The sequence below is a fragment of the Arthrobacter sp. H-02-3 genome (genome assembly GCF_003097355.1).
Lineage (GTDB): Bacteria > Actinomycetota > Actinomycetes > Actinomycetales > Micrococcaceae > Arthrobacter > Arthrobacter humicola.
On sequence record NZ_PYUI01000021.1, the window covers coordinates 1 to 21,898 of the forward strand.

At 67.8% G+C, this 21,898-nt stretch carries 18 protein-coding genes; 7 read left to right on the top strand and 11 right to left on the bottom strand.

The features are described from left to right. The 5 genes from C9424_RS21960 to C9424_RS17095 form a co-directional block, all read right to left on the bottom strand. Window positions 1-1,960, bottom strand: a 1,960-nt coding sequence (locus C9424_RS21960; protein ID WP_237563527.1) for a DUF222 domain-containing protein, incomplete at its 3' end; no start/stop codon positions are given. Window positions 1,961-2,080: 120 nt separating this feature from the next. Further along, entirely contained in the window at window positions 2,081-2,848 is a 768-nt protein-coding gene (locus C9424_RS17080; protein WP_202615911.1) for a YqjF family protein, read from the bottom strand. A gap of 102 nt (window positions 2,849-2,950) precedes the next feature. Next, window positions 2,951-3,340 carry a DUF1622 domain-containing protein gene (locus tag C9424_RS17085; RefSeq protein WP_116768087.1) on the bottom strand — a complete coding sequence of 130 codons (390 nt, stop codon included), beginning with the start codon at window positions 3,338-3,340 and terminating at the stop codon, window positions 2,951-2,953. A 51-nt stretch (window positions 3,341-3,391) separates the two neighbouring features. Further along, complete coding sequence (locus C9424_RS17090; protein ID WP_116768088.1) at window positions 3,392-4,303, bottom strand: SDR family oxidoreductase; 912 nt, start codon at window positions 4,301-4,303, stop codon at window positions 3,392-3,394. Between the two features lie 162 nt (window positions 4,304-4,465). Then, window positions 4,466-5,359 (bottom strand): MSMEG_6728 family protein, encoded by an 894-nt coding sequence (locus C9424_RS17095; RefSeq protein WP_116768089.1) that lies wholly within the window; start codon window positions 5,357-5,359, stop codon window positions 4,466-4,468. Between the two features lie 145 nt (window positions 5,360-5,504). On the opposite strand from C9424_RS17095, the gene C9424_RS17100 reads away from it, so the two are divergent. After that, window positions 5,505-6,077 (top strand): hypothetical protein, encoded by a 573-nt coding sequence (locus tag C9424_RS17100; protein ID WP_116768090.1) that lies wholly within the window; start codon window positions 5,505-5,507, stop codon window positions 6,075-6,077. A 117-nt stretch (window positions 6,078-6,194) separates the two neighbouring features. Here the strand turns inward: C9424_RS17100 and C9424_RS17105 are convergent, their stop codons facing one another. Then, entirely contained in the window at window positions 6,195-6,848 is a 654-nt protein-coding gene (locus C9424_RS17105) for a LysM peptidoglycan-binding domain-containing protein (protein WP_116768091.1), read from the bottom strand. A gap of 256 nt (window positions 6,849-7,104) precedes the next feature. Further along, window positions 7,105-9,735: an excinuclease ABC subunit UvrA gene (locus C9424_RS17110; RefSeq protein WP_116768092.1), complete on the bottom strand. Its 2,631-nt coding sequence runs from the start codon at window positions 9,733-9,735 to the stop codon at window positions 7,105-7,107. Between the two features lie 78 nt (window positions 9,736-9,813). Between C9424_RS17110 and C9424_RS17115 the strand changes: the two genes are divergently transcribed. Beyond that, window positions 9,814-10,935 carry an adenosine deaminase gene (locus tag C9424_RS17115; protein WP_237563528.1) on the top strand — a complete coding sequence of 374 codons (1,122 nt, stop codon included), beginning with the start codon at window positions 9,814-9,816 and terminating at the stop codon, window positions 10,933-10,935. 79 nt (window positions 10,936-11,014) lie between these two features. Here C9424_RS17115 and C9424_RS17120 read toward each other — a convergent pair whose 3' ends face one another. Beyond that, window positions 11,015-11,989: an aldo/keto reductase gene (locus C9424_RS17120; RefSeq protein WP_116768152.1), complete on the bottom strand. Its 975-nt coding sequence runs from the start codon at window positions 11,987-11,989 to the stop codon at window positions 11,015-11,017. Between the two features lie 206 nt (window positions 11,990-12,195). On the opposite strand from C9424_RS17120, the gene C9424_RS17125 reads away from it, so the two are divergent. From C9424_RS17125 to C9424_RS17135, 3 genes are all read left to right on the top strand, one after another. Then, complete coding sequence (locus C9424_RS17125) at window positions 12,196-13,929, top strand: SulP family inorganic anion transporter (protein ID WP_116768093.1); 1,734 nt, start codon at window positions 12,196-12,198, stop codon at window positions 13,927-13,929. 177 nt (window positions 13,930-14,106) lie between these two features. Then, on the top strand, window positions 14,107-15,036 hold the full coding sequence (locus C9424_RS17130; RefSeq protein WP_116768094.1) for a pullulanase X25 domain-containing protein: 930 nt from the start codon (window positions 14,107-14,109) through the stop codon (window positions 15,034-15,036). 143 nt (window positions 15,037-15,179) lie between these two features. After that, complete coding sequence (locus C9424_RS17135) at window positions 15,180-15,974, top strand: alpha/beta fold hydrolase (RefSeq protein WP_116768095.1); 795 nt, start codon at window positions 15,180-15,182, stop codon at window positions 15,972-15,974. Between the two features lie 389 nt (window positions 15,975-16,363). Here C9424_RS17135 and C9424_RS17140 read toward each other — a convergent pair whose 3' ends face one another. Together C9424_RS17140 and C9424_RS17145 are read right to left on the bottom strand one after the other, a co-directional pair. Then, window positions 16,364-18,163 (bottom strand): glycoside hydrolase family 13 protein, encoded by a 1,800-nt coding sequence (locus C9424_RS17140; RefSeq protein WP_116768096.1) that lies wholly within the window; start codon window positions 18,161-18,163, stop codon window positions 16,364-16,366. A 124-nt stretch (window positions 18,164-18,287) separates the two neighbouring features. Beyond that, entirely contained in the window at window positions 18,288-19,556 is a 1,269-nt protein-coding gene (locus tag C9424_RS17145; protein ID WP_202615912.1) for a mechanosensitive ion channel family protein, read from the bottom strand. Window positions 19,557-19,811: 255 nt separating this feature from the next. Here C9424_RS17145 and C9424_RS17150 point away from each other — a divergent pair, with 255 nt between their 5' ends. Both C9424_RS17150 and C9424_RS17155 read left to right on the top strand, forming a co-directional pair. Next, complete coding sequence (locus C9424_RS17150; protein ID WP_133247534.1) at window positions 19,812-20,567, top strand: hypothetical protein; 756 nt, start codon at window positions 19,812-19,814, stop codon at window positions 20,565-20,567. 389 nt (window positions 20,568-20,956) lie between these two features. Next, window positions 20,957-21,556, top strand: coding sequence for a hypothetical protein (locus tag C9424_RS17155; RefSeq protein ID WP_237563529.1), 600 nt, complete (start codon window positions 20,957-20,959; stop codon window positions 21,554-21,556). 5 nt (window positions 21,557-21,561) lie between these two features. Here the strand turns inward: C9424_RS17155 and C9424_RS17160 are convergent, their stop codons facing one another. Further along, a complete protein-coding gene (locus C9424_RS17160; RefSeq protein ID WP_116768098.1) occupies window positions 21,562-21,825 on the bottom strand; it encodes a YegP family protein in 264 nt (87 codons plus the stop codon). Between the last annotated feature and the right edge of the window lie 73 nt (window positions 21,826-21,898).

Below are 21,898 nucleotides of genomic sequence, written 5' to 3' on the forward strand. Positions count from 1 at the left end.
GGTCCCGGGCGATGAGGGCTTTGCGGAGGTGGGGCGGGAAGAGCCGGGAGGCCCGGCCGATGTCCAGGATCCGTCCCTCACCCCCGAGCAGGACGGGGATGATGTCGGCGTCGCAGGCGATCTTCCGTACCGTGGAGGCGGTGACGGGTCCGGTGAACAGCAGCGATCCCGTTTCCCGCACCGCCCCCGCGGGCCGGAACGCCCCACCGGCCGTTTCCTGAGCTTCTGCCGGGCCGCTCTGGCCGGCGGCCTCACCGGCTTCGCCCGCCGCGCCGGCCGTGCTTGCCTCACCGGCGGCAGTGCGGTCGGTGGTGGTGCCGAGCCGGGTCAGCAGGTCCCGGTAATCGATGGTGACCATGACCTGGGGCCGGAGCCCGCCCGCGGCGGGCAGGCCGCCGGTCGCGAGGGCGATCCCGCAGGCACCGACCAGGCCGTCGAGCAGCCGCTGGGCCCGGGACCGAAGATCCAGCCCCGCCGCCCCCGGATCCTCCTCGCACACCGGCTGCCCCGCTCCGGCAGGGTCATCGTCCGGAACGGAATGATTCCCCGGGGCGGGAGCCTGGACATCCGCAAGAGTCGACACGCCCACGGCCCGGGCATCACAGGCCGACACGCCGGCCCCGGCACCCGTGACCGGCCACTGACCGCCGGCACCGGCTGCGTCGGCGGGTCCGAGGCTCGAACGCTCGCCGGCGTGTGTGCCGACGCCCCGGCCGTCACGGGTCGGCTCATTGGCGGCCCACCCCACGGCGAAAGCGGTGCCGGCGGGCTCGGCTGCCCAGCCAGCAGAAGCGGCTGTGGCCTCAGCGTCGGTGGCATCACCTGCCCGGCCGTGAACGGCGGCGGTCTCGGCACCTGCGGCCCAGCCAGCAGAAGCGGCGGCACCGCGGGTGGCGGAGCCCTCAGCGCAGGCCGCGGTGCCCTCGGCGCCGGCGGCCGATCCCTCAGAAGCGGCGGCGGGTGTGTTTGTGGTGGCGGTGCGGGGGTTGGTGCCGGTGTTCATGACGGTGAGGAGGTATTCGAACTGTTCGGTGGTCGCGAAAATCTCAAGATGGTGCAGGCCGTGGCGCGGGCGCCGGATGAAGGCGCCCTGAAGCTGGCGCAGCAGCTCCTCGGAGGGCTCGGCGCCGTCCTGATCCAGCGCGTCGGCCCAGCCCCTGGCGACCCGGGCCAGGAAGTCCGCGTCGTTTTCCGCGGCCGTGCGCGTCAGGGTGTGCTCCATCCGCCCCAGGGTCCCGGCGTCACAGACGTGCCGGACCTTCTCCAGCGCCGCCGTGATGATCGTCGCGGCCCGGGATGCGACCTGCCCGGCCGCGACCGCCGCACCGAGTTCCGCGTGCACGGCCGGGACGGGCTGGCCGGTGAGTCCCCGGCGGGGTAACAGATTACAGGCCAGGGAGAGCCGGCGTTTAGCCTCCGGGGCGCTGATCCGCAGCCGCGCCCGGAGGAACTCCGCCGTGTTCCGGTACCCGTCATCGACCACCGCCGCGTCACCGGTCGCATCCGACGGCACACCCTCCCCGGTCAGCGCGCCGGGCGAAGCCGCGGAAACGGGCAAAGCCTCAGCGGCCGCGGTGCCGGGGGCGTCGTCGCGCCAGCCCGTCGTCCACGACGTGCCCGTCTTCGCGGCCGCCGCCGCGGCCTTTGTCCGGGTCCGGTCCACCGCGCCGGCCGCCACCAGCTGCAAAAACTCCACCCGGCGCGAGAGCTCCTCCACCCGCCCGGCGAAGTCCGACGCGGCCCGGAAATCCCACAACGCCGCATCCTGAACCGCCGTCGACCCCACAGCCTCCAACGCGGCCAGGGCAACATCCACACCCGACCGCCCGGCCGGACCCGAACCGGCACATGCGCCGCGGCCCGTGCCGGGATCCGCGCCGCAGCCTGCAGCGCGACCGGTGCACCCATCCGTGCCCTGCCCGTCGTCCCCGAACGGAATGAAACCCCTGGCGGCTTCCATGACACCAGTCTCCTCCGGGGGTCTGACATTCTTAGCGGGAACCGTGCGCGAACCCGTTGTGTCCGCGGAGCGGTTGCCCGGCCGCCAGGATTTCAGGACACTCGGGTCAAAGCGCGCGGGTCAGGGCGCGCGGGTCAGGACCCGCGGCCGGCCAAACTGCGTGCGCACTCCGGGCGAGTAGAGCACGGACTCCGGCGCCCCGGTGACTTCAATGCCAGCAGCGCGCACCAATTGATCCTCCAGCCGGGTCACGTGCGCCCGGTACAGCGGCCACGCGGTGTGCTCGTTCGGAACATAGAGGGTCTTGCCCCTAAACCGGGAATGCAGGCCGAACCGGGCCGTCAGGTGTACTGATAACGAGTCGGTCGCCTCGATGTCGAACTCCGGCACGACGGCGAAATCGCTCCGAGCGCCTCCCCGGAAACGCCGCACCAAGTAACCGCTCTGGGGCCCCGCCATCCCGGCGGCTCCAAGCTCCCTGGGTGGCACGGCATCCCCACCGGCGAAGCTCGCGCGAGACCAAACATAGGGAATCCCGGCGGCCCGCGCAGCGAGCACCACAGCCAACCGCGACGCATCCAGACTGAGGAAGACGACTCCCCGGTTGCCGTCCGGTTCCCGGGAGTAGAGGCGCACGTTGATCTCGGTGAAGCTTCCGAAATACGGGATACCGGGTCCGCGGCCCAGACCGGCGCCTTGCATTCGAAAACCGATGAGCCCCACCCAGGCGGATCCGTCAAAGCTGTCCGGGACAACTCCCGGAGGCATGAACGACGCCGCCACCGGCTCAGGGATTCGCCAGTGCAGGAAGACAGCATCGGTCCAGCGTTGATCCATGATGATCGGGCGCGGAAGCTCGGGTGCGGCGGGCCAAGGATCTATGTTCATGTGAATTTTCCTTCCTTCACGCTCCGTAGTTCAGCGCCCCCAACTCGAACGTCGGCTCAGTTCAGATGTCGCCTCAGTTCGGCGGCGACGTCTGGAATGGCTCTAGCCGGTCACTGAGGAGGCCGATGGACCTCCGCGCTGGCTCTGCCAGGGCCAGCGTCCGGTGATTTCCAGCTCGAGCGAGAAGCTCAGGAAGGTTCGAATGAGCACAATAATGCCCAGCACGCCGACACCCTCGAAGGTCGGAGTGACGGCGACCGACCGGATGATGTCGGCCGCGACCAGCAGCTCCAGACCCAACAGGATGGACCGGCCCAGCAGTTGCCGGTAGGAACGGTAGACGGTCAGCGGCGCGGATCCCGCCGGCAGCCGTTCCGGCTGATATCCCCGCAGCGCCAGGGGGATGGATATGACCGCGCCGATCACCATGACGGCCACTCCCGCGAAGTCCATGAAGCTGCCGACCGTCTCAATAGTGTGCTGAAGATCCATGGTTCCCCTCATTGAAGGTGGTAGTGGAGTGTGCGGTGATCGAAGCAGGCCTTAGGGGTGCCGGACGCCGACCCCGGCAAGAATGGCCCGGTAGCCTTCGCGGAAACTCGGGTACTGGAACTCGAAGCCGGTGCTGCGGAGCAGGGCATTGCTCGCCCGCTTGTTGCCACCCCGTGACGGTTCCCCGCCCGACGTCGAAGTCCCGCCCGACGGCGAAGCTGCGCCCGATGCGTCCGCCGACTCCGACGCCGGGTGGGGGAGTCCCAGCTCGGCCGCCAGGAAGCCCAGCACGTCACCGAGCTCGGCCGGTTCGTTGTCGACGCCTATGTACACGGGCCCGGGGACCGCATCCATGGTGCACAAGTGGACGATTGCCGCGGCGGCGTCGTCCCGGTGGATACGGTTGGTATAGCGCGACGTCGCCGGAATGACGGCCGTTCCGCCGCGCACCTGGTCGATCAGCCGGGTCCGGCCGGGACCGTAGATGCCGCCCAGCCGCAGCACGACGGGGGTGATGCCGGTGCCCGTCAGGCGGCTGTAGAGGAGTTCCTCTGCCTCGCGGATGATGCGGCCCGAGAACCCGCCGGGTTCCGGCGTCGTGCGTTCATCGATCCAGCCGCCGCCGGCGTCACCGTAGACCGCGGTCGAGGACACAAACAACACCCGGCGGACGCTGGCGCCGGACGCCAGAACGGCGTCCAGCACGTGCGCGAGACCATCCACATATGCGGTCCGGTAGGCGTCTTCCTTGGGGGAATCGGCGGCAATCGCGACGACGACGGCGGTAGTGTCCGCCGGGACGGCCGGCAGCTCGCTCGAGCTCAGGTCCGCCGCGACCCCCTCAATGGCAGCCGGAAGCTTGCCCGGCGAGCGACGCCAGCCCACCACACGGTGTCCGGCGGCCGCAAAACGCAGCCCCGCCTCAGTGCCCAGATCGCCGCAACCGGCCAAAAGTACAGTCATAGGGCCAGTCTGCCAGCCTTCACGAGGCGCTACGCACAGGCCCGGGCAAAACTTGAACTGAACTTGTGGCCCACTGAACCAGCGGACCCGACGCCAGACCCCGACGCCAGACGCCGCCCGACGTCGGACGCCGCCCGACGTCGTTCGGCCGTAGCCGTTCGGCTACCTCGCCGGAATCGGGAAGAAGGCCCGCGGGTCTTGCAGCAGGGCCGGGTAATCGAAGGCCGAGCGGTCCACGATCTCGTCGACCTGGAAGTTGCGCGCGAACTGGCCGCCCACGGTGATCGGACGGCCTAGGACCTTGCCGATGGCGAAGGAGGTGCCGCCGTTGACCGGGATGGCGACCACGGAGTTGCCCGGAAGGGTGGTGAACGCATCTTCTTGCTGCTGGCGCTTGCGGGTGGGCTTCTTGACGAGCTGCTTCGGCGGCAGCTTACGTACCTTGGGACGACGGGAGCCCGAATCGGCGTAGACGAACTGGTAGTCGTCATCGGCCGCGGGCTTGGCGCGTCCCACGGGCGGCAGGCTGACAGTCTTCAGCTGCTCCGGCTCGGTGTCGCCGAGCGGCAGGCGCAGGACCCACATCCGCTCCCCGGCAGGATCCTCGGGCACGAGCTCGAGCCTGGGCTCCGGCCAGACATACTCCAGGTCCGGGTCCGTGCCCGGGAAGACCTTGGCATAGAACCGCGGATCCTTGGCGATCAGCCGGGACCGGTGGCTGAGGTGGAAATCCGGGTCGCCAAGCCACGGCGGCATCGGAATCTTGGCGGCGTAGTCTGGGTGGGCCGCCTGCGGGGCAAACTCCATGATCTTCTCGCGGGTGGTGTCCTCGCCGCCGCGGGCCGTCCATTCATCCACCACGGCCAGGCCGTACATCGTCAATGCGGGGACGTACCCCATCCACATCCGGATCGCCGGGTGCGACTGCCAGCCATACTCCGGGATCACCAGCGCACGCAGAATCTGCAGCGCTTCAACGCGCTGCTTGCCGAGCCGCTCGCGGTCCAAAACCGCGGCGCTCTGCTGGAAATCGGGGAAGGGGAGGAAAGTCTGCATCTCTCCAGTTTGAGGCCACGCGACGAATCCACCAATTGCACAGGACCGCGCGTGCGCATGTTCACATTTTGGAATGAAGCAGACAGCTCATTACGAAGGGGCGTAATATAGCAGGACCCCATCAATGCCGCCCGGAGGACACGCCATGAATCCAGCCCCTGTTATGCCGTTTGTGCCGAAATACGGCCAACTGCTCGACCCGGAAGCGAACGGCATTGTGGTGCTGGAGGAGGTCATTCTTGACCCCGTAGCAGCCCGTAAGGAACAGCATGGGTTCCGCGCCGCGATGGCATCGGTCGCGCTGACCATGCGGCGGATACTGGCGCTTCGCCTCTGCATCGCCATTGTGGCGATCGCCAACCTGCCGCTCTTTTTGCTCAACACGGGCTGGTGGATTTACGCGGTCTCGCTGACCCTGGTGGTCGCCGTCCACGCTGCAGTGTCCTGGCTGAACCGGAACGAGCCGCGGATCAAGCAGCGCCGCATGCTGGAACTGCACCTGCACCGGGAGCGGAGCGACAACTACCGCAAGGTCCGCGACGCCGTGAAGTACGTCATCGACGCCCCTGCGCGCGTGAACGAAAACCTCTACCTTGAACTGCTCGCCGCGAAGCGGGTGGCACTGCACCTGGCTATGGGCACCGTTGCCCTGCTGGACACGAGCGACGACGCCGCATGGAAACTTCAGATTGTCCGCGAAATCCCGCAGGCCGCCTAACCAGCACCGTTCACCCGGGAAGCACGGGTCACTCACGCACCACCACGACGCCGGAGCGTCCCCTCGCGGGATTGCTCCGGCGTCGTGCTGTAACGGCGTCGTGCTTTAGCGGGTGGCCTATCCGGGAAGCTGCAGCACCTGGCCCGGGAACACCACATGGGGGTTGCTGATGATCGCCGCGTTCGCGTCGGCCAGCGAGCGCCAGCCTCCGGCAATGTTGAGCTTCTCGGCGATCCTACTCAGGGTTTCGCCGCTCCGGATGGTGTAGGTCTGGCCACTGATTGATACCGGTGCAACGTGGCGGGGTGCCGGGACGGCTGCCTTGAGCGCTACATTCCGCACGGGCACCCTCGCTGGGGCTGCAACCGCGGCGGGCTGTCGTGACGTTGTTGCGCTCTGCGGAGCCCCGACGCCTCCGTGCAGGCCCAGCTTCGCGGCGCAGGCGGGCCATGCGCTCCAACCCTGGGCGGCCTGCACTTTCTCGGCGACGGCGATCTGTTGCTCACGGCTGGCATTGGCCGCAGAGCCTGTTCCGCCGTAAGCGGCCCAGGTGCCGGGGCTGAACTGCAGCCCGCCCCCGTAACCGTTTCCGGTGTTGGTGCCCCAGTTGCCGCCACTTTCGCATTGGGCCAGGGAGTCCCACGTGGAGGCGGGGGCTGTGGCCGGGGCGGCCGCGTTGGCTGCAGAGGCCGACAATGCGACGCCTGCAATCGAGACAGCCGCCAGAGTGATGCCGCGGCGCGCGGCAGTGCCATAGGTGGATTTCTTCATGGTTCAGATGCTCCTGAGGGCCACCGGCGCTCGGTCCGTCCCCGGACGTTGTCGCGCCACTGCCCGCCCCTGACATTAGAGGTCATTACGGTGTCTACCGGTCGGGCAGTATCTGGTGGTGGCAGCACCGGGCATTCAATACCCGGTTGCCGGGCATGCAAACCAGATTAAGGCAGGGCCCGCCCGTTATCAAGACGTTATTTTTCCCGTTTCTGCCGTTATCATCCCGCCGCTGGCTCACGCGAACATGTTCGCGTCAGCCCCCAAGCATGGTGGCCAGGTACGGCGCCGTCCGGCTCGTCCCGGAGCGCGCGACGGCGGCGGGCGTCCCGGTTGCCACGATCTGACCGCCGGCGTCGCCGCCAGCCGGGCCCAGATCGATCACCCAGTCCGCGGCCGCCACCACATCCATGTCGTGCTCGACCACGATGACGGTGTTGCCGGCGTCCACGAGCCGGTGAAGTTGGGCCATGAGCAGTTGGACATCGGCCGGGTGCAGGCCGGTGGTGGGCTCGTCCAGCAGGTAAAGGGAGTGGCCGCGCTGGGCCCGCTGCAGTTCGGTGGCGAGCTTGATGCGCTGGGCCTCCCCGCCGGAGAGCTCGGTGGCCGGCTGGCCGAGGCGCAGATAGCCCAGGCCCACCTCGCGCAGCGTCTCCAGGCTGCGTGCCGCCGCCGGTACCCCGGCGAGGAACTCCGCGGCGGCGTTGACGGTCATGCCCAGTACCTCGGCGACGTTCTTGCCGCGGTAGGTGACCTCGAGGGTCTCCGGGTTGTAGCGCGAGCCGTGGCATTCGGGGCACGGACCGTAACTGCCGGGCAGGAACAAGAGTTCCACGGCCACAAAGCCTTCACCCTGGCAGGTCTCGCAACGGCCCCCGGCAACGTTGAAGGAGAAGCGTCCGGCGCCGAAGCCCCGGGCCCTGGCCTGGTCCGTGGCCGCAAATTCCTTGCGGACCGCGTCGAAGAGTCCGGTGTAGGTGGCGAGGTTCGAGCGCGGGGTACGGCCGATCGGCTTCTGGTCCACCTTGACCAGCCGGTCCAGCCGGTCCAGCCCGGTGACCGGGCCAACACTGAGCGGCTCGGCGGACTCGCCGGCCTCGGACTCCAGGTCCTCTGGGGCTTTCGCCGCTGCGTCGGCCTCTGGATGGAGCCGGGCGCCTACGACGTCGGCGAGGACCTGGCTGACCAGCGTGGACTTGCCGGAACCGGAGACGCCCGTGACTGCGGTTAGCACGCCCAGCGGGAAGTTGGCGTCGAGGTCGCGCAGGTTGTGCCTGCTGACGTCCCGCAGTTCCAGCCAGCCCGCGGCTTCCCGGCGGGCGCCGCCGCCGGCCGTGTCAGCGTCAGCCGGGCCGCCGTCGTCGTCCGTAGTACCAGCGCCGCCAGCGGAACCTGCCGAACCATCCGGGAATAGGAACGGCCGGGTAACCGACGCGTCCACCTCGGCGAGACCGGCCACGGGACCGCTGTAGAGCACTTCGCCGCCGCCCTCACCGGCGCGCGGGCCCACATCCACCAGCCAGTCGGCGCGGCGGACAATGTCCATGTTGTGCTCCACTACGAACACCGAGTTGCCGGAAGACTTGAGCTGGTCCAGGACCGAGAGCAGGGGCTCGGCGTCGGCGGGGTGCAGCCCGGCGGAAGGCTCGTCCAGTACGTAAATCACGCCAAAAAGGCCGGAGCGGAGCTGGGTGGCGATCCGCAGCCGCTGCATTTCGCCGGGGGAGAGGGTGGGGGTGGAGCGGCCCAGGGCGAGGTAGCCCAGGCCGAGGTCCAGCAACACGGTGACGCGCTGCAGGAGGTCCCGGGTGATCGCGACGGCCACCTCGTTGCCCTCGGCGGAGGACTGCTTGCCGGGGGTCTGTTTGCGTGAGGCGGTCCCGGCCTGTGTGAGCTCGGTGGTGGGGCGGATGATGTCCGCCAGCTCCGTCATCGGGACCGCGTTGAGCTCGGCAATCGTGCGGCCCGCGAAGGTCACGGCCAGGGCGGCGGGCGTCAGGCCGCTGCCGCCACATCGCGGGCACGGGCCGGTTTCCATGAAGCGCAGCACCTTCTCACGCATCGTGGTGCTCTTGGAATCGGCCAGGGTGTGCAGCACGTAGCTCCTGGCGCTCCAGAACCGGCCCTTGTAGGGCTTGGCGACGCGGTCGCGCTGCGGCGTCACCTCCACCACGGGCTGTTCCTCGGTGAACAGGATCCAATCACGGTCCTTCCTGGACAGCTTCCGCCAAGGCGTGTCTACGTCGTAGCCCAGGTGGGTGAGGATGTCGCGCAGGTTCTTGCCCTGCCAGGCCCCGGGCCACGCGGCGATGGCGCCGTCGCGGATGGTGAGCGAAGGGTCCGGGACCAGGGAGGATTCGGTCACGGTGTGCGCGATCCCCAGGCCGTGGCACTCCGGGCAGGCGCCGGCCGCGGTGTTCGGCGAGAACGCGTCCGAGTCCAGCGGTGCGGCGCCGTCCGGGTAGCTGCCGGCGCGGGAGAAGAGCATGCGCAGCGAGTTGGACAGCGTGGTGAGCGTGCCCACGGTGGAGCGCGAACTCGGGGTGCCGCGGCGTTGTTGAAGCGCGACGGCGGGCGGCAGCCCGGTGATCATCTCCACCTTGGGGTTGTGCCCCTGCTGGATGAGCCGGCGGGCGTAAGGGGCCACGGATTCGAAGTAGCGGCGCTGGGCCTCGGCGTAGATGGTGCCGAAGGCGAGGGACGACTTGCCGGAGCCGGAGACGCCGGTGAAGGCGACGATCGCGTCGCGGGGCACATCCACATCCACGTTGCGCAGGTTGTTCTCCCGTGCGCCGCGCACCCGCACAAAACCGTCCGTGGGGCTCCCCGGAGCCAGATCCGGAACGATGGGGCCGGGCAGATCGGAAGCATGCTGTTTACTTTGCATTGATTCGACTCTATCGGTGTCGGAGGGGTGCGGGCATATCGGTGCGGGCATATAGGAGCGCAGGCATATCCTTACCGAATGGAAACAAACGACGCCGGCACGGGCACCGGCACCGAAACCGCCGCCGGCACAGATGCGTCCGCTACCGGTCCTGACAGCGGCGAAGCCCCGGAACTCACCGAGGCCGCCGAACTTGCCGAGATCCCACAGGAAGCCCACGTACTTCCCGTCGCTGAACTGCACTTGCACATTGAGGGCACGCTCGAGCCGGAGCTGATCTTCGCGCTCGCCGAGCGCAACGGGATCCAGCTGCCTTATGCGGACCTGGACGAGTTGCGTTCCCGGTATGAGTTCACTGACCTGCAGTCCTTCCTGGACCTGTACTACGCCAACATGGCGGTGCTGCAGACCGAACAGGACTTCGCGGACATGACGCGGGCCTACTTGAGCCGGGCGGCGCTCGCCGGGGTGCGGCATGCCGAGATCATGCTGGACCCGCAGGCGCACCTGTCGCGCGGGGTATCGCTGGAGACATGTGTCAACGGCGTCGCCTCGGTACTGGCGGGATCCCAGGAGGAGTTCGGAATTTCCACCCTGCTGATCGCGGCCTTCCTGCGTGACCTCTCCGAGGACTCTGCCCTCGAGGTGCTGGAGCAGCTCCTCGAGTTGGACGCCCCGATTGCGGGCATCGGCCTGGATTCCGCCGAGGTGGGCAACCCGCCGGCGAAGTTCCAGCGGCTCTTCGCCCGGGCCAAGGACGCCGGCCTCCACCGGATCGCGCACGCCGGCGAGGAGGGGCCGCCGTCGTACATCATCGATGCGCTGGACCTGCTGGACGTGGAGCGAATCGATCACGGCATCCGGTGCATGGAAGACCCAGAACTCGTGGAACGGCTGGTTGACGAGCTCATGCCGCTGACCGTGTGCCCGCTATCCAACGTCCGGCTCCGCGCGGTGGACACCCTGGCCGAGCACCCGCTGCCTGCGATGCTCGCGGCGGGCCTGAACGTCAGCGTGAACTCGGATGATCCCGCGTATTTCGGCGGCTACGTGGACGACAACTTCGCCCAGCTGAAGTCGGTGATCGGCCTGTCCGAGTTTGACTGCGTCAGGATGGCCGCGAACTCAATCCGCTCCTCCTTCGCCAGCGACGAGCGCAAAGCCGAGCTGCTGGCCGAGCTGGCAGCGTCCGGCGTCTAACACCACGGTTGCCCTATCACTTATGGTCGCTAAAACGGCCGGATAGGAGCCATAAGTGATAGGGCAACGGCGGTGGCGCTTAGACGTCGATCGAGTCCATGTGCGGGTACCGCGCCCCGGCAGCCACCCCGGCCGGAGCGAGCTCATCCAGACGGTTGAGGTCTTCGGCGGAGAGTTCGACGTCGACGGCCCCCAGGTTCTCCCGCAGGCGGTCGCGCTTCTTGGTGCCCGGGATCGGAACGATGTGCGCGCCCTGGGCCAGCAGCCAGGCCAACGCCAGCTGCGCCGGGGTGCAGCCCTTCGCGTCGGCCAGTTCCTTGACCCGATCCACGAGCTGCAGGTTCCGGGCAAAGTTCTCGCCTTGGAAACGCGGGGAGTGCCGGCGGAAATCGTCCGCCGCAAAGTCATCGGGGCTGCGGAATTGTCCGCTCAGGAAGCCCCGGCCCAGCGGGCTGTACGGGACGAAGCCGATGCCCAGCTCGGCGAGCACCGGGAACACCTTCGTCTCCGGCTCGCGTTCCCAGAGCGAGTATTCGGTCTGCAAGGCGGTGATGGGGTGCACCGCATGGGCCCGGCGGACGGTGTCGGCGCTGGCCTCGGACAGGCCAAGGTGCCGGACCTTGCCGGCCTGGACAAGCTCGGCCATGGCTCCGACGGTGTCCTCGATGGGGACGGTCTTGTCCACCCGGTGCTGGTAGTACAGATCGATGTGGTCCACGCCCAGCCGCTGCAGGCTTGCGTCGCAGGCGGCGCGCACGTAAGCGGGGGAGCCGTTGATGCCCACCCAGGATCCGTCGGCCCGGCGTTCATTGCCGAATTTGGTGGCCAGGACGACGTCGTCCCGCCGGCCGGCGATGGCCCGGCCGACGAGGGTTTCGTTGGTGAAGGGGCCGTACATGTCCGCGGTGTCGAGCAGGCTTCCGCCGGCGTCGAGGAAGGCCTGGATGGTGGCGATGGACTCGTTGTCGTCGCCGTGGCCGTAGAACTCGCTCATGCCCATGCAGCCCAAACCCAGGGCTGAGACGGTGAGCGAACCGAGTGTGCGGGTTTCCATGGAAATCTCCTCAAAAAGAACGGCGGGGGCGGCCTCCGGCACCTGATCCGGCACCGATCGGGCATCTGACAGGGCGGCCGGACGGCGCGCAGTGGGCAGACCGCCACTCTAGGCCCATCGGGCGAGCGGCACAACGGAACAGCGGCCGGCCCGGTTCACCCTCGCCGGAGGATGCGCCGGGCGGCGCCGAACGGCAGAGTGCACGTATGACGAAGACTGGACAGCGGCGCGTCGGATGGCTGCGCGGGGTGATGCCTGGGCTCGACGTCCCCGCCACGTACCAGAGAGAGTGGTTCGGCAAGGACATCATCGCCGGAGTCGTCCTGGCGACGTTGCTCGTTCCCCAGGGCATGGCCTATGCGGAGCTGGCAGGACTGCCGACGATCACCGGGCTGTACACCACCATCCTCTGCCTGCTCGCCTATGCGGTCTTCGGCCCGTCCCGCATCCTGGTGCTGGGACCGGACTCTGCGCTCGGTCCAATGATTGCCGCGACAGTCCTGCCGCTCATCGCCTCCGACGGCGACCCGCAGAAGGCGGTGGCACTCGCGTCGATGCTCGCGCTCATGGTCGGCCTCATCATGGTCCTGGCGTCCGTGGCCAAGTTCGGCTTCATCGCCGACCTCATCTCCAAACCCACCATGATCGGCTACATGAACGGCCTCGCAATCACCATCCTGGTGGGCCAGCTTCCGAAGCTCTTCGGTTTCAAAGTGGACAGCGATACCTTCGTCGGTGACTTCGTCGGCTTTGTTCAGGGCGTGGCCAACGGCGAGACAGTGGTCGCGGCCGCAGCAGTCGGCATCGCTGGGATCGTGCTGATACTTGCCCTGCAGCAGTGGCTGCCGAAGGTCCCTGCCGTGCTCGTCATGGTGGTCCTTGCCATTGTGGCGACCACGGTCTTTGATCTGGCCAGCCGGGGCGTCTCCCTTGTCGGGGAACTCCCGCGAGGCTTCCCGCCGTTCACCATTCCCCGCGTGGAGCTCTCGGATATCGGACTGATGTTCGCCGGCGCCCTGGGCATTGCGCTGGTGTCCCTGACGGACACGATCTCGAATTCGTCGGCGTTCGCGGCACGCTCAGGCCAAGAAGTTCATGGCAACCAGGAGATGATCGGCATCGGTGCCGCGAACCTGGCCGCGGGCTTCTTCCAGGGCTTTCCGGTGAGCACGAGCGGCTCCCGGACAGCGGTCGCGGAACGTTCCGGGGCCAAGACCCAGCTCACGGGTGTGACGGGTGCCGTGCTGGTGCTCCTCATGCTGGTGCTGCTTCCCGGGCTGTTCCGGAACCTGCCACAGCCGGCTCTGGCGGCCGTGGTGATCACGGCGTCCGTGTCTCTGGCCGACATCCCCGGCACCGTGCGTCTGTGGCGCCAAAGCAAGGCCGAATTCAGCTTGTCGCTTGCTGCCTTCCTCGGGGTTGCGTTCCTGGGTGTGCTGCCCGGCATCGGCATCGCCGTCGGGCTGTCCATTCTCAACATCTTCCGCCGGGCATGGTGGCCCTATGAGACGGTGATCGGGCGGGTTCCGGGATACGAGGGATTTCACGATGTGAACTTCCACCCCGACGCGAAGCATCTGCCCGGACTGGTGATCTACCGCTGGGACGCACCGGTGTTCTTCGCCAACGTCAAACCATTCCGCGACAACATCCGTCAGTTGGCCCGGACCGAACCCAAGCCGCGGTGGATCCTGCTCGCGGCCGAACCGATCACGGACGTGGACACCACCGCCGCGGACGTGCTGATCGAGCTGGACCGCGAACTCGACGCGCAGGGCACGTCCCTGGTGTTTGCCGAGCTCAAACACCGGGTCAAGGACAAGATCGAACTCTACGGGCTCAAACAGGAAATCGATCCGCACCACTTCTACCCCACCCTCGACGCTGCGGTGGCGGCTTACGTGGCTCTCACGGGGGCTACGTGGAGCACGGAGGACTGAGCGGGGACTGACCCGCATTGCTTTGCTACTGGCGGGTACTGGTGAGTTGATCCCGCGCGCGCCCGGGTCGGCGCTGTCATAGTGGGTCACGACACATAGAGTTAACAGATCCCGCTCGCAAAAACCAACGTTTCCTTGGCAAAATGCAGGTGGATCAATTGCTTCTAAAGGAGACCCATGGGCGCGAACACCGCGGAAAACACCAACCTTCGGCTAAAGGCCGTGCTGGATGTCCTGGCAGAGGAGGTATGGACCGGCGAAAAGCTGAACGCCGGAGCCGTCCTGGGCGAGGCCATCGTGCGGGTGCCCCTCAACGACCACGAACGTGAACTGCTGAGCGGCGGCATTCCCCGCGGCCACAAGACGCTGACCTCCGCCACGGCCAAGCTGGTCAAGGCCGGCTGGCTGGTCAAGGGCCGCTCCGGTTGGTCCATCACCGACGACGGCCAGCGCGCCACGGTTGCTTTCGCCGAGCCCGGCGCCTTCGCCGAAGCGCTCGACGCCGGTACTCCGGTTCCGGCCGGCACCCCGCTGCCGTCTGCGCCGGCAGAAAAGCCCGCCGCGAAGACTCCGGCCAAGACTGCTGCGAAGGCCACAGCAAAGACCGCAGCGAAGGCCGAGAAGGCGCCGTCGACAGCCGGTAAGGTCGCTGACAAGGCCGCCAAGCTCGTCGAGGAGGCCGTTGCGCCCGTCGCCAAGGCGGTGCGGAAGCGCAAGCCCGCTGCCAAGGCCCCTGCGGCAGAAGCCCCGACGGCCGTTTCGGCAGCTCCGGCAGCAGAAGCACCGGCCGTCAGCACCGAAACCATTGACCAGCCGGAAGCCGTCGCGGTTGCCGGCGACTTCAACATCCTGCTGGGCGCGCCGGCCAATTGGGCGCCGCAGTATGACGAAGTCCAGATGGAACTGGACCTGGTGGACCAGCTGTGGAAGATCGCCGCGGACATTCCCGCCGGCTTCTACACCTTCAAGATCGCCCTGAACCGCTCGTGGGACGAAAACTACGGCGCGTTCGGCACCTTCGACGGCCCCAACCACGAGGTCCACCACGACGGCGGCGTCCTGGTCATTCAGTACGACCACCGCACCCGGGACATCGTTCTGCGGTAGGCCCTGACACCCAATCTCCCGACTGACGCGCAAATGACCCTTCGATGCCTGAATTCCGGCATCGAAGGGTCATTTGCGCGTCGCGGGCGGAATTGCGCATCCTGAGCCTGCCCTGGGACCCCGGACCGGCCTAGCATTGCCTCGTGGAGACCGTCGAGCTCGCGGGCCTGCGAATCCGGTACCAGCGTGCGGGCCAGGGGCCGCCGCTGGTCCTGCTGCACGGTGCTTACGAAGACAGCCGGATCTGGCGGCGGCAGCTCGACGCGCTCTCGGATGAATTCACGGTCTTCGCCTGGGACGCCCCCGGGTGCGGAGGCTCCGACGACCCGCCACCGGACTTCACCGGAAAGGACTTGGGCGACGCCCTGGCCGGATTTCTGCGCGAAGCAGTGCCCGGCAGGCCGCACGTCCTCGGACTGTCCATGGGCTCCGGCATTGCCCTGGAGCTCTACCGGACACACCCGTCAGTCCCTGCGTCGCTGCTGCTGGTCTCGGCGTACGCCGGCTGGGCGGGATCCCTGCCGCCCGAGGAAGTGGGGCGCCGCTACGCGCAGGTGCTGGCCGAACTTGAGAAGCCGCCGGAACAATTCATCCCCCTATGGCTGCCCACGTTGTTCACCGACCGTGCCGATCCCGCGGTGGTGCAAGAAGTCAGCGCCATCATGGCCGACTTCCATCCCAGCGGCATGCGGGCACTCCTAAACGCGAACGCGCACGCCGACTATCGCGATGTCCTGCCAACCATAGAGGTGCCCACGCTGCTGCTGTACGGCACGGAGGACGTCCGCTCGCCGCTCAGCGTGGCCCGCGAAATGAACCAGCGGATCCCGGGCTCGACGCTCGTGACGATTCCCGACGTCGGACACATGGCCGCCGTCGAGGCGCCGGACGCCTTCAATAGGGAAGTGCGGAACTTCCTGCACGGGATTGCCGGGTGAGCCAGCCCGAAAGGTTGACGCCCGCTAGAATCGGGCGCCTCCGTTAGGACCGGGCGCCTCCGCTAGAACCGGGTTGGGTCCGGCCGCGGCGGCATCGGGCCTGGATCCGGAATCGGGAGGGGATTGGGCGTCGGGAACGGACCCGGTGCCGGTGATGGCGTGGGCGCCGGTCCTGGCATCGGCTCGGGCCCCGGCTCAGGCCCAGGAACCGGCGGCGGCGTGATCGGACCGGGTTCGGGCGGAAACGGATCCCCGGGCTCCGGCGGCGGCGTCGTGGGTCCCGGTTCCGGCGGAAACGGATCGGGTTCTGGTGTCGGAGGAATTGTCATGTCAGGCTCCCTCAGTCTCTGCGGATGGTGTGTGTTGCGCCGGACTTCCGGTCCGGTGGTCTATCGAGCCGGCCGCCCTGCTCCGGCGCGCAGGACCTTCAGCTCCCAGGGCCGGAGATGCAGTAGGGGCACCGCGGCATCTGCAGGGTAGTTACCCAGGACCAGTTCCGCGCTGTCCCAAACAGCTGGAACATCACCAACCGCAACGTCGGCGTCGTCGAGCGTCACCTTCTGGTCCTGACCGGAAAAGTTGCCGAGCACCAGGAACGTGGTATCCGGCAGCGACCGCGTGAACGCGTAGACGTGGGGGTCATCCGGCAGGAGCATGGTGAAGTCCCCGTGCGAGACCACCGGCTCCGCATGCCGCAGCGCAATCACCTTGCGGTAAAAGCTGAAGACCGAGTCCGGGTCATCCACCTGGGCGGCGGCGTTGATGTGGTTGGCGTTCGGGTTCACCGCGATCCAGGGAGCCCCGGTAGTGAAACCGGCATGCCGGGAGGCGTCCCACTGGACCGGGGTCCGCGCGTTGTCCCGGTTGAGGGGCGCGAGGGCGGCGAGGACCTCGGCGTCGGTATGGCCGAGGTGCGTGGTGGCCTCGCGGTGGTGGTTGAGGACCTCGATGTCGCGGTAGTCGCTGATCGCACCGAAGGTCATGTTGGTCATGCCGAGTTCTTCGCCCTGGTAGACATAGGGCGTGCCGCGGTGCAGATGCAGGATGCCCGCCAGCATCTTGGCGGACAGCTCACGGTACGTACCGTCGTCGCCGAAGCGGGACACGGCCCGGGCCTGGTCGTGGTTGCCCCAGTACAGGCTGTTCCAGCCGCGCTCGGCCAGGCCGTCCTGCCAGCGTCCCAGGGTCTGCTTCAGCTCGGTGAGCAGGAGTTTCTTGGGCCGCCACTTGTCGCCCTCTTCCTGATCCAGCGCCACGTGCTCGAACTGGAACACCATGTCCACCTCGGCCCGGGCCGGGTCGGTGTACAGGACGGCTTCCTCCACCGTCACGCCGGGCATTTCGCCGACGGTGAGGAGTTCTCCGGTGCGGCCGGCGAAGACTTCCCGGTGCATCTCCTGCAGGAACTCGTGCATGCGGGGGCCGTCGATGTAGAACGGGGTGCCGTCGCCGTAGAGTTTGCCGTCGCCGCGGGGGCCGTCCGGGAGGGAGGTGTCCTTGGAGATGAAGTTGATGACGTCCATCCGGAAGCCGTCCACGCCCCGGTCCAGCCACCAGTTCATCATCTCGTAGACCGCCGCGCGGACCTCGGGGTTCTCCCAGTTCAGGTCCGGCTGCTTCTTCGAGAAGATGTGGAGGTAGTACTCCCCGGTGGCCTGATCGAACTCCCACGCGGGCCCGGAGAACGCCGAGCCCCAGTTGTTCGGCTCCGAGCCCGTGCCCGGTGTGGGGCCGGCCCCGGCAGCAGCCGCCTCGCGCGGCGGCCGCCACCAGTACCAGTCCCGTTTCGGGTTGTCCTTCGAGGAGCGGGATTCAACAAACCAGGGGTGCTCGTCCGAGGTGTGGTTGACCACGAGGTCCATCACCAGCTTCATGCCCCGCGCGTGAAGCCCGTCGGTCAGGTCCCGGAGCTGCTCCAGCGTGCCGAAAAGCGGATCGACATTGCGGTAGTCGCTGATGTCGTAGCCGTTGTCGTCCTGCGGCGAGGTATAGAGCGGGGACAGCCAGACGACGTCGACCCCCAGGCGCTTCAGGTAGTCCAGTTTGCTGATGATGCCGCGGAGGTCGCCGATGCCATCGCCGTTGGAGTCGGCGAAGCTGCGTGGATAGATCTGATAGACGACGGCGCGTTGGAACCAGTCGCTTGACGTCGCCTTAGGTATTTCCGCGGGGGCATGTTCAACCGTCATGGGACTCCTCAGCTGGTCCGGCAGGCGATGCGGGAGAGCGCTGTTGCTGCCCCCGCCAACGTCTGATTATTGACCAGTTGGCGGGGGCTGGGAAGACCTTGCCGGGTTTAGGGCCGGCCCGGCGCTAGTTCTGCGAGGCGATGGCGTTGTCGCGGTCCTCGAAGACATCCTCGCCGGGACCGGAGAAGGCCTTGGAACGCTGGATCGCCTCGATAGACCCGGTGAACAGCTGGGAGTCGTGGGGGTCCGTGTGCCGGTGGTGCTCGTCTGCGGCGGAGACAGTGCCCGGTCGCTGGGACCCCGGGCGCTGGGGACCTGTCCCGGCGTCGGAGGCGCTGGAAGCGGAGGACGCAGTGGCGGCCGAAGGCAGCCGTTCGAGGCGCACGTGGGGGAGCGCCGTCGGGTGGTCCTGTTGCAGGAAGAGCACGAGTTCTTCACGGATCAGGCAGCGGAGGTCGAAGAGGGAGGCGCTGTCCGCGGCGCTGACCAGGATGCGCACCCGGACGAAGCCGGCGGTGGCGTCGGTGATCTGCAGGATGCCCACGCGCTTGTCCCACAGCGGCGTGTCGGCCAGGACCTTCTTGAGCTCGGCGCGCATCGCCTCGACCGGTGCGCGCCAGTCGAGGTCGAACTCCACGGTGCCCATGACTTCGGACTGCCGGCGGGTCCAGTTCTCGAACGGGGTGGTGGTGAAGTAGGTCGAGGGCAGGATCAGGCGGCGGTCGTCCCAGATGTGGACCACCACGTAGGTCAGGGTGATTTCCTCGATCCGGCCCCATTCCTTCTGGACCACCACAACGTCGTCCACCCGGATTGCGTCCGTGAAGGCGAGTTGGATGCCGGCGAAGACGTTAACCAGCGAGGTCTGCGCGGCGAGGCCGGCGACGATCGAGATCACGCCCGCGGAGGCCAGCAGCCCGGCACCCAGAGCTTGGATCGCGGGGAACGTCAGCATCATGCTGCCCAGGGCCACCACCACGATCAGGGCGACGCCGATCCGCCGGGCCAGGATCACCTGGGTGCGCAGCCGGCGGGCGCGGCGGTTGTCCGCGACATCCACCCGGTACCGGGTCAGGACCATCGCCTCGACGATCAGCAGCATGGCGATGGCTAGCCATGCCAGGGAGGCGATGAGCGCAATGAGCAGCAGATGGTCCAGGGCGTGGCGCCATTCGAGGTCCCCGGTGGAAATGGCCAGCGCGATCCGCACGGCGATCAGGCACAGGGAAAAGCGCAGCGGCAGCCGGGCCACGCGGGAGGTCTCGCGCAGTTCGGGTTTGCTGCGGTTGAGCCGGAGCACAATCTTGCGCACCAGCCAGGACAGGACGAGTCCGGCAACCACGGCGAGGGCCATGGCCAGGAACGGCATTGCTTGTGTCAGGAACTCTTGCATTACTTAAGCTCTAGCAAGCTTCCGTGGCCAACTGAAATCGGCGGAATGTCAACGTGCGTCCCGTCACGCCGCTGCACGCGGTGGCGTCACGCCGGGGCACGCGGTTTCGTTCGGCGGCGCCACGGCCGCACCGGGCCCGGTTCTGTGGCCGCCGCGGCTTGGAACGGCGTGGCCGCCGCGGGACTTTTGGCTCTGGTTTCTGCGGACGGGCGATCGAGAATGGTCGAACCACTTGAATCCCAGGGGGAGGGTGACATGCGTCGACTTTCGGCACTCGGCACGGCAGCATCGGCCGGCGTCTTGGTTGCGGCGCTGCTCGGCGCCTGCAGTTCGCCCTCCGGTTCTGGTTCGCCGTCGCCAACCATGCCGACAGTGCCGCCTTTGACCTCCGCGCCCGCCAGCAGCGGCGCCGCCGATACCGCGCCGACTGAGCCGTCGTCGGCACCGGACACGCCCGCGCCGACGGCGGCGAACTGGCAGACCCTCAAGACGCCGGACGGGAAGTTGCAGTTCGACCACCCGGCCGAGTGGACCATCAAGGACCGCGGCGCCGAGGCCACCCCCGGCGGGGTATTCCTCGAGGTCCTCAACCCGGGCGGCAAGTCGCTGGCCACGCTGCGGACCAATGTGGCCACCAGTGCCGAGTGCACGCCAAGGATCCCGTACTCGGTGCTCGACCTCGTTCCCGTGCCCGCCCTGGCCCAGCAGGGGGTCACCCCGCACTTCATCTTTGAGCTGCGGCTCTATCCGGCCGAGAAGGACCCCACGAAGGCCAACGTCATGGCGTACGGTCTCAGCTCGGCACCCAAACCGGCCGGCCCCGATGCCTGCCCGATCTTCCACTACTTCACCTGGCCTCCGGGCGGAGCCTCGTTCGGCGGCGTCTACAACCCCTTGGACACCACCCCCGGCAACGAGCCCAATGTGGACACCCCGGAGGCGTACATGAACACCGCCGAATACCAGAACGTCAAGAGAATGATCACCTCGCTGCGGCCGGCGGGGCAGTAGAGGCGGCCGGGCTCGTGGCAATGGGGATGAAGGGACGGGCGGCGGCGTCTTCCGCCGGTTCGGCAGTGGCTCCGGCAGTGGTTCCCGCTCCTGTACTGTCCGCGCTGACGGTCGCGGCCCTATTGCTGGTCGGCTGCGGTTCGCCCGCTGGGCCGCCGGCGCCTTCCGCCGCTGCGACGACGGCAGGCCCGGCTTCGGGAACCGCGACGCCGGGAAACTCCCCTGGAAAGTCACAGGGAACTGAACAGGGAACTGAACAGGGAACTGAACAGGGAACCGAACGGGGAACAGAGCCGGGGACCGCATCGCCGGGCGCTTCATCGGCAACGCCGGGAAGCTCTCCCGGAACAGCATCGGGAACATCGCCGCCGGACGGCTCAGCGACGGCGGTGGGGCCGCCGTCGTCGGACTGGAAGACATTCACGACGTCGGACGGGACGCTGCGTTTTGACTATCCGGCCGCCTGGTCCGTCAAGGATCCCGCCGGGCAGGCGCCGCTGGGAGGCGAATTCGTGGACGTGCTGAACGCTACGGGGAAGCAGATGGCCGCGCTGCGCACGAACATCGTCACGGGCGCCGAATGCGGCGATCAGCAGCCCTACCTGCTGATCGATTCGGAGCCGATGCAGGCACTCACCGAACCCGGCTCGGCCGACCAGAACGGGCCACGCTACGTCTTCGAAGCCCGGGGCGACTTCGGTGCGGCCGAAAGTTCTGCGTCCACCCTCGCCGCCTACGGAATCACCATGATGCCGCCGGAGACGGGGCCCACGGCGTGCCCGATGTTCCAGCTCTTCCTCTGGCCGCCCAGCGGCGCGCTATTCGGCCAGGCCTACAACCCGGCGAACAACACGACGCCGGGGGACCCCGGGCTGCCGTATCTGGAGAAGGCGAAACTCTACGCCACCACGGCGGAGTACCAGGATGTCCGGAAGATGATCACGTCGCTGCGTCCTGCAAAGGGTGCGGTGAGCGAGCCGGCGAAGTAGCCCGGCTACACGGCGGGCAGATGCCGTCGGCGACGGCTTATCGGCCCCGGCGAGGCGCTCCTGCTAGCGCGCGGCCCTGTCCACGGGTTACTGCGGGCCTCACTGATCAGCCCGGTGCCTGCGCACTCGCGCACGGCCATGATGCCGTCCGCCGCCTGGCGCTTGTCGTCGAATGCTGTGGAAATGGCCAATACGGTTCCGTCGGCGGCGAGAAGCCGGAACCGGACGTTGGATTCCGAGTCAGTGAAGATTTCGAACTGTCCAGCCATCGTCTTGTCCTTTCGGGCAGTTGTTGCTGCCGGGGAGGTTAAGAGCACTTCCTTGTGCTGTTGCCGGTTTTCG